Annotated in this window: 11 protein-coding genes and 1 pseudogene; 3 read left to right on the top strand and 9 right to left on the bottom strand. The window is 45.4% G+C overall.

The window, feature by feature from the left end; translation table 11 throughout:
* Window positions 1-7: 7 nt before the first annotated feature.
* Complete coding sequence (locus AC1DP6_RS32480) at window positions 8-1,258, top strand: MFS transporter (protein ID WP_477058587.1); 1,251 nt, start codon at window positions 8-10, stop codon at window positions 1,256-1,258.
* Here AC1DP6_RS32480 and AC1DP6_RS32475 read toward each other — a convergent pair.
* A complete protein-coding gene (locus AC1DP6_RS32475; protein ID WP_477058586.1) occupies window positions 1,255-1,899 on the bottom strand; it encodes an ankyrin repeat domain-containing protein in 645 nt (214 codons plus the stop codon). The two genes, AC1DP6_RS32480 and AC1DP6_RS32475, sit on opposite strands and share 4 nt — an antisense overlap.
* Before the next feature lie 179 nt (window positions 1,900-2,078).
* On the opposite strand from AC1DP6_RS32475, the gene AC1DP6_RS32470 reads away from it, so the two are divergent.
* On the top strand, window positions 2,079-2,579 hold the full coding sequence (locus AC1DP6_RS32470) for a GNAT family N-acetyltransferase (protein WP_477058585.1): 501 nt from the start codon (window positions 2,079-2,081) through the stop codon (window positions 2,577-2,579).
* Window positions 2,580-2,592: 13 nt separating this feature from the next.
* On the opposite strand, the gene AC1DP6_RS32465 is transcribed toward AC1DP6_RS32470, so the two are convergent.
* The 3 genes from AC1DP6_RS32465 to AC1DP6_RS32455 form a co-directional block, all read right to left on the bottom strand.
* Window positions 2,593-3,402, bottom strand: coding sequence for a DUF4274 domain-containing protein (locus AC1DP6_RS32465; RefSeq protein ID WP_477058584.1), 810 nt, complete (start codon window positions 3,400-3,402; stop codon window positions 2,593-2,595).
* Window positions 3,403-3,501: 99 nt separating this feature from the next.
* A complete protein-coding gene (locus tag AC1DP6_RS32460; RefSeq protein ID WP_477058583.1) occupies window positions 3,502-4,041 on the bottom strand; it encodes a dihydrofolate reductase family protein in 540 nt (179 codons plus the stop codon).
* A gap of 56 nt (window positions 4,042-4,097) precedes the next feature.
* Window positions 4,098-5,510, bottom strand: coding sequence for an aminotransferase-like domain-containing protein (locus tag AC1DP6_RS32455; protein ID WP_477058582.1), 1,413 nt, complete (start codon window positions 5,508-5,510; stop codon window positions 4,098-4,100).
* 103 nt (window positions 5,511-5,613) lie between these two features.
* Between AC1DP6_RS32455 and AC1DP6_RS32450 the strand changes: the two genes are divergently transcribed.
* Entirely contained in the window at window positions 5,614-6,510 is an 897-nt protein-coding gene (locus AC1DP6_RS32450) for a DMT family transporter (protein WP_477058581.1), read from the top strand.
* 104 nt (window positions 6,511-6,614) lie between these two features.
* Here AC1DP6_RS32450 and AC1DP6_RS32445 read toward each other — a convergent pair whose 3' ends face one another.
* The 5 genes and pseudogenes from AC1DP6_RS32445 to AC1DP6_RS32425 form a co-directional block, all read right to left on the bottom strand.
* Window positions 6,615-9,296, bottom strand: coding sequence for a GH116 family glycosyl hydrolase (locus tag AC1DP6_RS32445; RefSeq protein WP_477058580.1), 2,682 nt, complete (start codon window positions 9,294-9,296; stop codon window positions 6,615-6,617).
* A 47-nt stretch (window positions 9,297-9,343) separates the two neighbouring features.
* On the bottom strand, window positions 9,344-10,507 hold the full coding sequence (locus AC1DP6_RS32440; protein ID WP_477058579.1) for a BT_3987 domain-containing protein: 1,164 nt from the start codon (window positions 10,505-10,507) through the stop codon (window positions 9,344-9,346).
* 20 nt (window positions 10,508-10,527) lie between these two features.
* Window positions 10,528-12,477: a RagB/SusD family nutrient uptake outer membrane protein gene (locus AC1DP6_RS32435; protein ID WP_477058578.1), complete on the bottom strand. Its 1,950-nt coding sequence runs from the start codon at window positions 12,475-12,477 to the stop codon at window positions 10,528-10,530.
* Between the two features lie 10 nt (window positions 12,478-12,487).
* Complete coding sequence (locus AC1DP6_RS32430; RefSeq protein WP_477058577.1) at window positions 12,488-15,892, bottom strand: SusC/RagA family TonB-linked outer membrane protein; 3,405 nt, start codon at window positions 15,890-15,892, stop codon at window positions 12,488-12,490.
* Window positions 15,893-16,034: 142 nt separating this feature from the next.
* A pseudogene (locus AC1DP6_RS32425) lies at window positions 16,035-16,163 on the bottom strand (DUF4974 domain-containing protein); the annotation flags it as partial.
* Between the last annotated feature and the right edge of the window lie 24 nt (window positions 16,164-16,187).

The following is a 16,187-nucleotide window of genomic DNA, read 5'->3' as shown; positions in this document are numbered from 1 at the left end:
TCAGATAATGATTACAGGTGTTGCTCAGGAAATAAAAAGGCAGCGTTGGAAAATGTTGCTGGTTACCATGTTCTGTTATCTTTTCTTTTATACGGGCCGGCACAATTTCGGCTGGGCAGCCCACCAGCTCGCGGATACCCTCCATATTTCCTACGAAAGGGTAGGTTGGATCAGTTTCGCCATGTTGGTGAGCTATGCGCTGGGACAATTGATAAACGGCAACCTGGCCGACCGGTTTAGTCCCAAACACATGATTACTGCAGGAGGATTATTGTCTGTGGCCGCCAATGTGCTGATCAGCTGGTCGAACTCTTTTGTGGTGATCCTGATTTTATGGAGCCTGAACGGGTATTTTCAGTCTATGGCCTGGGCTTCCGGCAGCAGGATTATTTCAAACTGGTGGAGTAGTGGTAACAGAGGCCTGGCCTTTGGTCTTTACACCATGGCAGCAGGACTATCTTCCGTGCTCACCTACCTGATGTCCATTTTACTGGTACACGAAAGTTGGCGTAACCTGTTCCGTATCCCGGTACTTTTTCTTGCAGTAGCCGTGATCATATTTTTTCTGATAGTGAAAAATGGACCTGATACCGTAAGTTCTCCCGGAAACGTATCAACGCAAAAGCCAGGCTGGAAAGAAGCTTACCGTAAAGTATTGAGTAACCGGCGATTCCTGGTAGTATGTCTCGCACTTGGATTTCAAAGCATGGCCAGGTATGCACTTATATTCTGGTTACCGCTTTACTTCCTGGGCACCGGAGTTGAAACCGCCAATTCCCAGGTTTGGATAAGCCTGTTACTACCTATTGGCATGGCTACCGGCGCTATTTCATTTGGCTTCCTGTCTGACTGGTTGTTCCGGTCCAACCGTGTTGTGTCCATCAGCTTTGGTATGGCCGTCTGCAGTGTGCTGTCTGCCGCTATTTATTTCGTCAATGTAAAAAGCGGTATCACGATAGCCCTACTGGTGTTTCTTGCAGGCTTCTTTGCATATGGTCCGCAGGCTAATTTCTGGCCGCTGGCGCCGGAGTTACTGGGTCAGGCATATGTAGGCACTGGTACTGGTATCATGAACATGGTAGCATATGTATTTGCTGCCGTAGGAGAGCCTCTTATGGGGAAATTTATTGACGCAACAGGTAACAAAGCCGTGATTTTTATCATCGTCACCGTTATTGCTTTGCTGAGTGCATTAACGATATTATTTACCTCCGCCTTTGCACCCACAAAGGTGGAAGAAGATCAACTGGCAATTTAGTCTTCCTGTAATGCTTTTTTTAATTCCACATCTTCTTTTGTCAGCAAATCAAAAACTGTTGTTCCATCACCATTTGGAATATTTTTGTCTGCGCCAGATTGAAGTAAGATGTTGATGCATTCCAAAGTGGCAGGTATACTATTGGAGCCGCCATTTTTTAGTCCATGAACGGCCCAGAAGAGAGGTGTCGATTTAAAGTCTATACATTTCTTATTAATTTCTGCTTCTGCGCCCTGGTCTATTAATTTCCTGACAACTTTACTTCTTCCGCACCATGCTGCCCAATGTAATGCAGTGCCTCCATGACAGCCTGCATGATGTATATTGGCTCCGTTATCTATATAAAAAATGGCCACCTGGTCGGCATTCAGGCTCGCTGCGGCAGTAAGTGGTGTATCGTTTTTTTCTATCAGGCCATCCCCATTAATGTTTGCGCCATATTTTAAAAATATTTTAGCCATTTCAATGGCTTCTTCGTCTGAAAATTTTCCGGAAAAAACGCCGTCACAAAGCCGGTGCAAAGGATGAGCTTTTGTGGTGTTCACCTCATCATAAGGAATACCTTCATTGGCAAGCTGTGGATTGTTTGACAGTGCGGCTTCAATGCCTTTGTAGTCTTTATTGTCTATGAGATTTTTCATTTCTTTTGGGTTTCAATTTTCAGGTAAAATAAAGGTATGTAATTTTCATTTCCTGATAAAGATGTGGTAAGTATATTGATGATGTTTGCGTGGTTGTTTTAGTATATTTGAATGAGACAAATTTATACCTTTACCTCTTCACACGGTGATTTCTTATGAAATCCCCCAAATTTTAGTAAATGATTTTAAGAAAGGCAGACATTTCAGAAGTTCCTGTTATCTGGGATATTTTACAGCAGGCAATAGCACAAAGAAAGGAAGACGGTAGTACCCAATGGCAGGATGGTTACCCTAATGAACAAACCGTAAGAGATGATATAAAAAATGGCTATGGTTATGTGGTGGTTGATAATGACTCTATTCTCGCCTACGCAGCTATTATTTTTGATATAGAACCCGCCTACCAGGATATTGAAGGGAAATGGCTGACGGACGGTGATTACGTTGTAGTACACCGGGTAGCTACATCGGGTTTGGCAAAGGGAAAAGGGATTGCTACAAAGTTATTTGAAATGATAGAAACTTTGAGCATGGAGCAAAATGTGTATAGTATTAAGGTAGATACCAATTTTGATAATGTTCCCATGCTACGAATATTGGACAAACTGAATTACACCTATTGTGGTGAAGTATATTTCAGGGGTGCTGCCCGAAAGGCTTTTGAGAAAGTGTTAGGCTAGCCGGCATGCTGGCTTAAACCGGACGTGTCATCATTTCCGGTATTGCCCACCTGGGTTTAGGGATGTTCATCGTAATTTGGGTATCTGTTGTTGGGTCATAGCTTAATACTTCGGGGTACTCATTAGTGTTTACTTTTTCAATAATTTCTGCAAGCAGATCACTTGTTTCATACCACATATAGGCGTAGGTCATAAGTTTCCAAAAAAGCATTACCGCAATTCCTTTGTCACATAGCCGGCTGTTAAGTATTAGTTTTGCTTTGTCAGGGGTTTTAATGAATGATGCAATATTGAATAGTTCTAAAGTATTATCGCATCGTTTAATCTTATTTTCCAGCTGCTGAAGCAACCAACTATCTACTTCCTTCTTCTCGTAGTAAATATAAGTTTCTTCACCTTTTGTTGCCAGCTTCATGAATGCAGGTACCTGAAGTGCAGGAAATCCATTGACCGTTACCGGGTCAAAATGTATATCAGTCTTTTTGTAAACACCCTTTGTGAAATATTCGAGGATTGTTTTGATTAATTGGAACGCCTGATTTTCGTGTATATTTCCAAATGTGAACGTTAATTTATACCTGGTAAACTCGCGGGGTTGTGCCAACCAGAAAAGCATTAAGGCAGTTGCTTCGCTGCATTGTTCACTTTCAGCCACCCATTGCAGCACGTCCACGCCATCATCCCAGTTATGCTGTTCCGCTAAGTAGTGAAGCTCTTCCGGTGTTGTAAGCTGGTTGAATTTTTCTTTACTGATTTGATTCCCAATTCCCTCATAGAAATTTTCGTCAATAAATTGTTTCCGGGTTGGTGATAAGCTATTCATACCAGTTTGATTGGATTAGCGGTGCATGAATGTGCAAATATTCATATATGCGTTACATTGATGGGAAGATGAGATGATGCAGGGAGGAAGCACTACCACTTATTTTTCATAAATAAGCTGTACCACGCCGGACTTAAATACATTTGTTGCTGTTAATTTCAGCTGAAGCCGATCTTGCAGATTTTCAAATAGTGGCTTTCCTTTTCCCAGGGCGACAGGATGTACAGATATCCTGTAAATATCAATCAGATCAAATTGGATGAATGTTTCAATCAGTCTGGCGCCGCCATACAGCCAGATATCTTTTCCTGCCTGTTGCCTGATGTTATGAATGCTATTGATAATATCTGTACTAATGAATTCAGCATTGTTATCTTGTCTGTGCTGGCCGGAAAAAACAACTTTTCTCTTTGAATGAACACCTTTCCAAATCGCTTTTTCTGTTTCGTCTGCGCCTGCATCGGGTTGGAAATTGCCCCATGCATCGTAGCTTATTCTCCCATAGAATATAGTATCAACTGTTTCAATGAATCCTGCCAAGTCCATATCATCATCCATGATGCACCAATCAATTTCGCCGTTTGGTCCTTCGATAAATCCGTCAAGGGTGGTGGCGAGGTCTAAAATTATTCGTCTCATATCCGGGTTTTAGAAAAGTAAAGATATCTTTCGCTTTTCAAATTATTTAAAAAAAATCAAAGCATCTTTACCAGGTTTCCAAGTTGTTTTAATTTCGACTTTATTTCTGTTGACCAGGGTAGGCCGATGCAGAGTCGCATACAATTCTCAAATTGATTTTGCAGGGTAAACATTCGTCCGGGTGAAATGCTGATACGTTGTTTAATGGCCAGATCGTATAGTTCTGCCGTATCAATTCCCTTGTTAAATTCCACCCAGATAGAAAGGCCGCCCTGAGGTCTGCTTGTTTTGGTTCCTTCCGGAAAATACTGGGCTATTGTATGAACATAATTTTGATAATTATCCTGTAAAGTTCGCCGAAGGTGACGGAGATGATTGTCATACTTACCTGTGGCAAGGAAATTGGCTACTGCTTCCTGCATGATGGAAGGGGAGGATATGGAATGCATCAGTTTTAGTTTCAGCAACTTTTCCTTGTATTTGCCGGGAGCTGTCCATCCTACACGATAGCCTGGTGCCAGGGTTTTGGAGATAGAACTGCACCATAAAACATTTCCTTCTTCGTCAAATGATTTACAGCATTTCGGACGTAGCGGACCGAAATAGAGGTCGCCATATATATCATCTTCAATGAGCGGAATATTATGTTTCGACAAAAGCGCAACTATCTCTTTTTTGCTTTCGTCTGGAATACAGCCCCCCAGCGGAGTATTGAAGTTGGGGACCAATAGGCAAAGATTGATTTTTGGAATCGCTTTTTTTAAGGCATCTATCTCTATGCCTGTAATCGGGTGTGTGGGTAATTCCAGTACTTTAAATCCGAGGCTTATGGCCAGCCGGAGTGTGCCGGGATAAGCAGGACTTTCTACTGCAATGGTGTCTCCCGGCTTGCCCACTGCCATCAGGCAAAAAGAGAGTGCATTCATTCCTCCGTTGGTAGTGACCAGATCGTTTTCATGGAGGTTGCCTCCCCATGTCAGGGAGCGGACAGCAATCATTCTCCGCAATTTTGCATTGCCCTGCAAAGGCTCATATGCAGTGCCACCATCTCTGAGCTCCCGTGTAGCCTGTATGATTTCTTTTTTCAATTTTGCCAGGGGGAGTAAATCTCCGGAGGCAACTCCAACGGAAAAAAGGGTGAGGTCATTGTTTCCCATATTAGCATACACCTTACTGATTAATTCATCCGGTTCATTGTTTTTAGCTGACGATGATGGCCGGCTGACTTCCGGGAGGGGCAGTTTCAGGTAGGGTAGCCGGCTTACAAAATAGCCCGACTGCGGTTTTGCGTCAATGAGTGATTGCGCTTCCAGTTCCYGGAATACTCTCCTGGCGGTGTTCATGCTGATAGCATGTTTATCGCATAGCATTCTTACAGAAGGCAGCCTGTCACCGGATTTTAAAACACCTCTTCTGATCTGGCCGGCAATTCCGTTTGCTATTTCATTATACAGAAAATCTTTACCCATGTTGCAAATATAACTGTGTCCATCGAAATACATAAAACTGGGACTGTGCTTATTGGGTCTTTTGCGCTTCTTTTGCATATAAATTAAAAGGCATCACAACATAATGGGCAGGCATCAATCATTCCCGGATAAATCAACGGGAAACAGTCGTAGTGGTTGGATAAATGGATTCATAGGGGTACTGATATTCAGTGGTTCTTTGCCAGCTACAAGAATGGCGGTACTCGTACTTTCCCCGGTATTTGTAACAGTAGCCCGGGCTGCTATTGCGGGCTTGATTGCGCTTTGCATGCTACTGATTTTAAAAGAAAAGCGACCGGGCAGAAGACAAATTTTTCCCTTGGTTACCGTAGCAATGGGAGTAGTAGTGGGATTCCCGCTGCTGACAGCGCTGGCCCTGCGATATGTAACATCTGCACATTCCATCGTGTTTCTCGGCATGTTACCACTTTGCACTGCCATATTTGGGGTAATACGTGGAGGAGAACGTCCTCGTCCGGCATTCTGGTTGTTTTCCATTTTAGGAAGTCTGCTTGTTATTGGTTACGCGATTGCCCAGGGGCTTTCCGCATCGCCTGTTGGTGATATCCTGATGTTGATGGCTGTTATCATGGCGGGCCTTGGCTATGCAGAAGGAGCAAAGCTTTCAAAAACATTGGGAGGATGGCAGGTGATCTGCTGGGCCTTGGTGCTGTCGTTGCCTTTTATGGCTCCATTAACGTATTACTTTCTTCCATTGTCATTCGCTGGAATTGGTGTGCCGATCTGGATTTGTATGGGATATATTTCTGTATTCAGTATGCTGATTGGTTTTATATTCTGGTATCGCGGGCTGGTACAGGGTGGCATTGCTGCTGTGAGCCAGTTACAACTATTGCAACCATTTTTTGGATTAACCCTGGCGGCTACTTTACTTCATGAACAGGTAAGCATTGGGATGCTGGGTGTTACGGTGGGTGTTATTCTATGTGTGGCCGGGTCAAAGAAATTTGCGAGGTAACAGGAATAATATTGCTTTTTGCCGGTGCCTGGCAGCGCTTTCGCGCTGCTGGCTCCCGGGAGAGAAGTACAAAGAAACAATGAAGCGTTAATTATTTATCATGATCATACGAGTTGAATTTCTAAGGTTTCTCCTTCCTGCAAACGTATAGGTTGGGAGAAGATGATGCTGATGTCTTTGCCGGATGATTGTAGTGAGGCTTTGAGCTTCTTTCCGGCAAGCGTAGCGGTGAGGGTAGTACCCACGGCAGCGAGACTCAGTGTCTTAAGCTGTAATGATCCATAACGCAGCGTAATACTACAACGGGTACCACCTTTATCTGCTTGTTGCTGAAAGGTGCCCCAGCCTTCTGCCGCAGTGAAAGGTGCTTTGAACTGCGCTCTTCCCCAGGCAGGGGCAAATCGCAGGTAGCCTTTGGGTCCATGATATTCAAAACCACATGCGGTGATGAATGTGCCGTAACTGGCCATAGCACGCGCATAGTGGTCACTGCATTCTATTTCATTAAAAGGATTTCGTTTAGCGGCGTGGTAGCGGTCGTGGATGGCATGAGTGAGTACCAGTGCCTCATCTGTCATTTCTTCTGCCATCATATGACTGGCCACCTGGTGTTCGAATCCCGACATGCACTCATGGAAATATCCCAATTGCCAGGAAGCATTTTCTCCATATGGTTTCGGTTCGTTGTGGGGGTTAGAGTTCATGATCATGCCCCCTTCTCCTTCCAATGCATAAGGACGGCCGCCAAGGTGCGTTTTGATATACGGGCCTACATCTGTGGTGAAATTATATTTCCACAAGGAGCACAGTGCTGTGCGTGTCTGCTCCTGGTCCCATAGTCTGCCGAGTCCTGCCTGGAATGCCCAGCTTTGTCCATATACCTGGTCAATATGGCAAGTGTTATAGGAGCCCAGTTTTGTCCGGCCCTGTATCTGATCGGGACGGTGAATAAAATATTCGCCGTTGAAAAGATGTTTTGACATGTTGCTGCATCCCTTTGCTACGTATTCCTTACAGCGTGCGGCGAAGTCGTTATCTTTCATTTCCCTGGCCATATATTCTCCGGCGCGTGCGGCAGCGATACACAGACCAACGATCCAGGCGATTTCTCCTTCCCATACTGCGTCGAGTGTATTTTCCATTGGGGTATCCGTCATGCCATCACCATTTTTATCCTGTGCCAGCATAAAGGTTACTGCTTTTTTTATCTGTGTCCAGTTTTGGCGAAGAAACTGATCGTTCGCGCTCATCTGGTGTTCGCGGTAGATCCGGAGGATGGTGCCAGCCTGTCCGTCAATGGCGGGGCGGGATTCATATTCGGCGCGGAAAATGATGCCGCCATCTTCCTGCATGGCGATACCGAGATCGGTGCGTTGTCGCGTATCGCTTTCCAGTGAGGGGAATATGCGGCCCATTGCCTGTGCATATTGCCACACATGTGTGCAGGTACCTTCGCAGGCATTAACGCCTTCCCATCCCCAGAAACGACCGTTTGCAAAACGGTAGGTATTGGCGGTAGCGAGTGTGCCGATATTCAGGAACGTACGCTCCAGGAACCAATAGGGAAGAGAAGCGTCATAATAGGTTTCATGCCAGCGTAGCGTATGCCCCCAGAGTGCTTTAAATTGAGGTGCAATGTAATCTGCTACGGCTGCAGCATCAGCGAAGCGGCTGGCGTAATGATAACCGGCAGCAGCTTCTTTCAGCCTTCCTACTTTCTTTAACGGATGGTTAAAATGCCAGGTCAATACAAATTGCGCCTGTAATGTTTCGCCTGCAGCCAGTTGTTGTTGAGGACTTGCCAGGGAGGCCACCAGCTTTTCTTCTGCCTTCGCTGTTGCGTTTTCGTTGCGCGCAGTGAAGAAAGGCTTCTGTACGGGCCAGGGGCTTGCGTTGGCATTGGCGATGGCACCGTTGCCAAGGTATAAAATACCCGTGCTGCCTTGGTCCGGGTGGTCAACTTTTTCATCAACAGGCTGGAAGGAGGAAAGAATCTTCGTATAACCTATGCCGTTATATGCGGTATTCAACTTTTCGCCTTCGCCTTTTTTTGCAGTGATTTTCCTGGCGCCGTTTTCTAACCAGCCAGCAACCGCGGCAACAACGGGTTGTCCGGAAATATTCTTTATACTGATATCGAATACGGTGGCAGGCATACCGCTGTTATCCGCATCCAGTGGAATGAAAATGCCGCCTGCCCGTAGCGTTACTTCCACCGGAAAACTGTGGTGACGATAACGCACAGTGGCTACCGGATAGGTGGCCTCAAAACTCACTTCTTCCCAATCATCTTCCTTCAGCTGAAGCACCTGCGTTTTACCCCCGGTTTCCACGAGAATAGCAAAGCCCTGGTCCAGCACCCGGTGATTGGCTGCCAGTGCGGGCTCTACGTAGCTGGCGCCATCTCTGTTGTGTATCTGTCTTTCAGAAACTCCATCATTCCAGAGAACTGTTTTCGGATCAATGCCTTCCCGTTCATCGTTGAAGATGCTCCAGAGCCATAAGCGGCCATCGCCGCCGAGGTACACCGTACCGGTATGCAATCCGCCTGCGGGCATACCGATGTAACGCAGCTCATTCTTCGCCTTGGTATATAACGTAGGCTGGCCGCGTTCATAAAGGGTCTGAACCAAGGAGGGATCGAGTTGCTTGTCTGCCGGAATATTGTGTTGTGGCAGCAGTACACCGGAATACGTTTTCTTGTCTCCGGCCAGCCCGGATAACCGCAGACTGAATATGCCCGCGGCCACCAGACCTGTTTGGCGAATAAATTGCCTCCTTTCCATAATGTATAAATATTAGCGGAATCCATATTGGCTTCCGTCATTCGTAATTAATCTTTAGGTAGCCAGTAATTAAATCCTTTACTCTTTACCTGGGCCCAGCTGAGCGGAGAGAATTGTCCGCCACGTACTACATCCAGTGTGAAATCAGCGCTTTCAAAGGTCAGTACATCTGTATAGTCCTGACCGATTACATTCTTATAATGAACCGTCAACGTTTTGAGCCGGGGATCATAAAAATTATCGTCACTTGCCTGTTGCACTGTTGAATACGCAAATGTTTGTGAGGGGAAGTTGGTGTTACCGGAGAGGACAGGTTCCACCCTGTAAATTCCGAAGTCCTTGTCAACAAGACTGAGCACATTATACATCCAGCCGGCGCCGTGCAAACCGAACACCTCAAAGCTCCAGGCACTTGTGCCCCAGATGATGTATTTATCTTTGAGCAGGGGATCATCTGTGATGCTCATCGGTGTAATGAATTTATATTTCCTGGTTCTTCCATCCGGATTGTTCTCTGCCACATTGCTGGCCAGCTGTACAGAGAAGTATCTTCCCATAGGGATTTTGGGAATTGGAAATCCTGACCAGTTAACGGTTTTGTCTTGTGTAACCAGGAGACCTGCAATCATGAACTGCGTATATTGTCTGCTCAGTGGTATCTTGTCGGCGCGCACTATCTTCAACGGAAAGGCAAAGTCCTCGTAGTCTTTCATTTTCGCTCTTTCGATGGGTACATCAAAAATCAGGGAGGCAGAAGAAGTCCCTTTTTTGATATCGACTACAAAGCCTTTTTCTTTTTCGTTATAAGGAATGTTGGGTGTAAAGGCGGAAGGATCAGGAATCTTCTTCGTTGTATTTTTCAGGATATTATAGTCTTCCAATATTTCCTGATCAAAATCAACGACAATCTGGTAATCCTGGGAGGCAGGCAGTGATCCGCCAATGCCCACTTTGAATTTTACCTGTGCAACAAAAGTTTTTGTGTCAATGATGGTATCTGAATCATACTGGGCATTTTTATACTTTAGAGTATCTACGAAGGTATGTGCCGGCAGATCGGATATTTCCCTTTCTGTAGCGGATGTGGACGCAGCAGAAATGATGTAGGCTTCCTGCCTGTAGAACTCTTTGTTTTCGTAGTCTGGTTTACCGCAGCTGCCCAATGCTGTAATAGCAAGTGTGATGAAAAATATACTATAATTGCGTTTCATGATATTTGATTTTAAATGACCTACCATCCCGGATTTTGTGAAAGTGTACCCCAATAGTTTGCCACCTCCTGGAAAGGAATGGGTAAAAAATAGTTTTTGGGTCTGAAGACATATCCATCGATTACTGCCCTGTCGTAGAAGCTGCCATCTGCAGCCATAAAATTGCATCCGTAAACAAGTCCGCTCATACCCAGACTATTGCCCCAGGAGTCACGGGTTGTTTTACCTGCATCCTTCCAACGGCGTGAATCAAAATACCGTTTCGCTTCAAATGCAAGTTCTACATACCTTTCCCGTTTAATCCGTTCCCGCATCACTTCGCGGCTGGCAGGAGCATATCCTGGCAATCCGGCGCGGAACCTTACCAGGTTCAGGTATTTTATCACATCTGCATCTCCGGGAGTGAATTCGTTCAGTGCTTCTGCGTAGGAAAGATAGATTTCAGCCAGACGTACTACATGATAAGGTTTGTCATAGCTGCCACCTGCTTTCTGGTCATCATCCGATACCCATTTTACGATCGGATAACCGGATCGGGTAGAAGGCCTGTCTGATTGCAGGAAGCCATCCAGTGCATTGGCTTTGTAATCGGCGTAGTATAAGGTGCCATTATTCTGTTGGTATCCGCGTCCGATAAATCCGATGGTAGCATAAAAACGCGCTTCCCGGTTCAGGCAGCGGTTAGGCACTTTCGCATTTGTATTTGACAGATTAAAGCCGGTAATGATGGGGGTATTGGCATCTTTGCCAGACCCGGTGATATACAAATTATCACCGCTTTCAGCAACGCCGATGTCGTTATACAATTTCCTGTTTTCCTCATCAATAGTAGCACCGTTGTTCATGAAGAAGGCATCTACCAGTTTTTGTGTAGCGGCTACCCTGGCTGTGTACTGCGCACCTTCGCCATTATTATAATTCCTGGGGAATCCAAGAACAGAAAGATTGAAGGTTTGGTCGGGTAAGTTAACCATCCAGATCGCTTCTTTATTCCAGTATGATTTGCCACCACTAAACAGTCCTTTAAAGGAGCGATAGGGATCAATGCCGGCTGGTCCATTAGGCCATGCTACATTGTTTCCGGGGAAGTTGCCAAGAGGAACGGTAATATTACCACTGTTGGCGGGAACGGTGTACAGCTCGAATTTTCCCAGGTCAATAATTGCTTTGGCGGCATCAGCTGCTTTCTTCCATTTCAGTGGGTCAGTAGTAGTAGAGAAGTATGCTTTCCCTTTGGGATCCTTGAAGTTGCTGTAATCCGGGTTACCATTGACCAGTGGACTGGCGTCCCATAACAATACCCTGGCTTTGATGGCCATGGCTGCTTCACGGGAGGGACGGCCCATTTCAGAGGTCAGCACATCTTCTTTCACCGGCAACAATTTAATACAGGAGTCCAGTTCTGACACAATGAAGTTGACACATTCTTCCTCGGTATTTCTGTTAGTGGGCAACAGCTCTGTGTTGGAATAATCTACTGTTTTGCTGACAATGGGAAAAGGCCCGTATAACTCCAGCATTTGCGAGTAGTAAAATGCGCGCAGGAACCTGGCATCGGCGGCATATCCTTCCACTTCGCCCGTTACCAGCAGTTTGTCGCTTGCTTTGTGGTAATTCTCCAGGAAAAGATTGCAGGTTCGGATAGCTCTGTAATAACTTCCCCAGAAGCCATAGATAGGATTATCGGAACTGAATTTGCCCTGGGCAAAAATGAGATTGGAGTAATTATCCAATCCTGCATGGCCTTCATCGTAGTTGGTATTAAACGGCCACGAATTAATCATATCGGTATAGTTGGGGATATTGCCATAACAGGCTGCCCAGGCTTTACGGATATCTATTCGCTGCGTCCAGATATTGTTGAGATTATTCACTTCGTGCAGATATTCATCTGCTTCCAGGTAATGACAACTGAAAGATGGAAGGAGGAATAACAGGACTACAAGTAATTTTGATATACTATTTTTCATGAACGTCTTTTTAAAGGTCAAATCCAATTTCCAATCCCAGTGATATGGTTCTTTTTAAGGGATAGGCATACGACGAATATTGCTCGGGATTCCAGTCCTTAAATTTGGAGAAGGTGATCACATTGTCGCATCTTCCATAGTAGTAAATACTTCTGAACGGTGACTTTTTCGATCTGGGTGTCCAGTTGTAACCTAATTCAGCATCTGCGATTCTGAGGTAAGATGCTTCTCTTAACCAGAAGGTGGAAGTTTGAGCGTTGTTCTGGTTGTCGGTACCGAAGCCCAGTCGTGGATAGGTGGCATCAAAATTTTCAGTAGCGGCATTACCGGAATAAGAAGCTGGTGTCCAGTGATTTTTGACAGCTGCCATGTAAACGGCGCCATTTTCATTCCCTCCGGAGTTATAGGGATTGAATGGAATTCTTCCTCCGCTGATGCTTCTGTACATGTTTAACTTGCCAATGACGCGGGTGGCAAACGTCCATTTTTTGTATCGCAGGTCAATGGCCAGCGAGTAGCTCCATTTCGGATATATATTCCCGGTCCAGATTCTGTCGTTAGGTGTGATCACACCATCACCATCGATATCTTTGTATTTGATGTCGCCGGGCATCACCTTATTCCAGGTTTGCACCGGACTGTTATCAATATCTTTCTGGTCTTTAAACAGTCCTAACGCGATATAATTCAGGTCGCGTCCCCAGTCGAGACCGATACCGCTCTGGTAGGCCACTTTAGGATCCAGTTGTCCGTTTTCCAGGATGGTATTTGCATTGTAGCTGATGATTCCTTTGATATAATTGATCTTGAAATTATTCCATGATTTGGTATAGGTAAGATCGAAGTCAATACCCCTGGATTTTGTTCTACCCAGGTTAGCCTTTGGAGCGGCGGGCAGGCCCAGTGTAGCTGGCAACCTGTTAAGATCGATGAGCTGATCGTTGTTCACATATTGGTAGGCATCGATCACCAGTTTTACTTCTCTGAAAAAACCTATCTCCGCACCTAAGTTCAGTTTCTGGTTACGTTCCCAGGTGAGGTTCAATTGCTCCAGCCTCGATTCTCCTACACCCGGGATGTAAGTGCCGCTGCCGGCCGCCTGTCCGAATCCGAAAGTGTAACCACGAACAGGGCCCGTGGTAGCCATGTAGCCGAAGCGGGTGGCGGCGCCGGGAGCGCCTACTGTACCATACGATACCCTGAACTTGAGGAAGTCCACCACTTCTGAAATGCTGCCCCAGAATTTTTCTGATGAAGGCACCCAGCCAAATCCGATGGAGGGAAAAGTAGACCATCGTTTATCCGGTGTAAACATCTGTGAGCCGGAGGCACCGAAGTTGACATCTGTGAAATATTTGTTGGCCCAGCCTAATGTCAATCTTCCTGCAACAGATTGCTCACGTGCAGGCAGCGCATTGATCAGCAATGTGGCGCCACTTCCGTCAGGAGCATCTGTGAGAAATTCGCGTTGTTTGTATAATAGTAAGCCTGTTACAGACAGGTCTTTAAAAAATGTTTGAACATAATTCAGACTACCCTGCAGTTCTATCACCCGGTTGCCGGTGGGAGATATGTAGTTGAAGCGCATTTTATCATCGAGATCCGGCGTTTTGTTGATGGTAACGAGGTTACCTTTTTCATCTCTGCCGGAACCCATGTAGCTGTTCGCAAAATCAGGTGCGTTACGCTGATAGTCTTTGATATATTGGTGAGCGTAGAAATTGCTTTTTGTAAAAGAGGCAATGCCGTTGAGAAATAGTCCCTTGGTAATCCAGTCCAGTTTCTGTGTCAGGTTTAAGTTGGTAGACATGTAGTTGGCGTACCGCTTAATGAAACCGGTTTTGTTCAGCAGTGAATATGGATTAACAATCCCGATCGGTTCTTCCGGTGCAGTACCATTGGAATATTCTGCAGGGAATAGTGTGGGATTAATCATATTCATGATGTCGAGCAACCTGTCTACACCCTGGCCGGGCTCTGTGGTGGTGTTGTACCGGCCATCGAATCCAATTCCCAGCGTTGTGGTGGAGGTAAGATCTGCTTTCAGGTTAGAGCGGAAGTTGAACTGGTTGTAGTTGGCATTAGATGCACTTGTACTGTTGAACATGCCTTTCTCGTTGTAAAAGCCACCAGACATATAATATGTTACGGCGTTGCCACCACCGCTGATGTTAAAATTGGCTTTGGTGGAGGGGTTGTTCTGCTTCACCATGGTTTTATACCAGTCTACATTCGGATAGAAATCCATGTCGCTGTCAGAAAATTTTGCAATTTCTGCATCAGAATAATAGGGACGCTTACCCCGTACCACAAGGGCCTCGTTCTTCATCTTTGCATAGGTCGGTGCATCTATCCATTGAGGTTTGTAGGATGCGTTGTTAATGGAGTGGGAAGCAGAAACACGGATGGTTGGCCGTGAGGCGATTTTACCGGTTTTAGTAGTGATGACGATGATCCCGTTGGATCCTTCCAGTCCATACACCGCCGTGGCGGATGCATCTTTCAATATCGAAAAAGTTGCGATGTCGTTTGGATCTACATCATCAATATTTCTCCTCAGCCCATCAATCAATATCAGTGGCGCCGTATTACCGGTAACGGAGTTGATGCCCCTGATGATGAATGAGGCGCCGTCTTGCCCCGGCTGTCCTGATTGTTGTACGAATGTGACGCCTGCTACTCTGCCCGCGAGTTGTGTGGTAAGAGAACGGGTAGGTCCTTTTAGCTCGCTGGGATTGACAGTAGTAATGGCGCCTACCACGCTGACTTTCTTTTGTACGCCCATGGCTGTTACCACAACTTCGTCTTTGGTAAGACTTTCTGATTCCATTAAAATGGGGAATTTGCGTAGACTACCATTCGGGATTGTTTTGATATCAATCTCCTGGGATTTATATCCGACAGATGATACTACCAGTGTGGAATACCGTGGAATATTACTGAGGATAAAGTATCCATTCTTATCGGAAACTGTACCCACCAGTGGATTTGCTTTCAGGTAAATACTGACACTGCTTAATGGTTGTTGCTGAAGATTGCCAATGTTACCTGAAATGGTAATGTTTGCTCCTGTGGTATCTCTTGCTGCCAGCAGTGCAGAACGAGGTGTGTGGAGTGTTACCAGTTTATTTGAATTGACACGGAAGGAGATATCCGTTTCTTTCAGGATGGCAGTTAATACGGTGGAGATGTCGGCAACTTTACCGTCATAGTTTGCAGCAAGCCGGTCAAACATCGGATCTTCCGTATAAAGAAATCTGTATGGGGTGGTTTTTTCAATGTATTCAAGTACTTCCCGGATCGGTTTTTTACCCGCAGGAATGCTCACCTGTTGTGAATACGCCCCAAAGCATGGGCTCAGGCATAGTATGATGGTAAGATACAGCAGTAGCTTGCAGCATTTTTTCACGTTCATGTAAATTTTGGTTTATAAAATGAAGATTCCAGGCAAAAGCAGGTACCAGCGGACGTTATGACGTCCACAATATCTCTTTTATGAAAAGTTGTTGTAGTTTAAATGTTAGTCTTTGCGCTGTATGATTACCTACAGCAGTGATCTATTGGCTGATATAAATTTTATTACCCGAACTTGTATAATGAAATGGAATAGTTTGTTGTAATGCAGGAATGATCTCCTGAATCGATTCATCTGAGAATGTTCCGTTGATGCGTATATTCTGGAATACCGTGTCACTAAAATGTCACTAAAA

It is taken from the genome of Chitinophaga sp. 01L420, assembly GCF_056399985.1.
The sequence above is the reverse complement of the archived record's forward strand: the minus strand, read 5'-3'. Positions and strand labels throughout refer to the sequence as shown.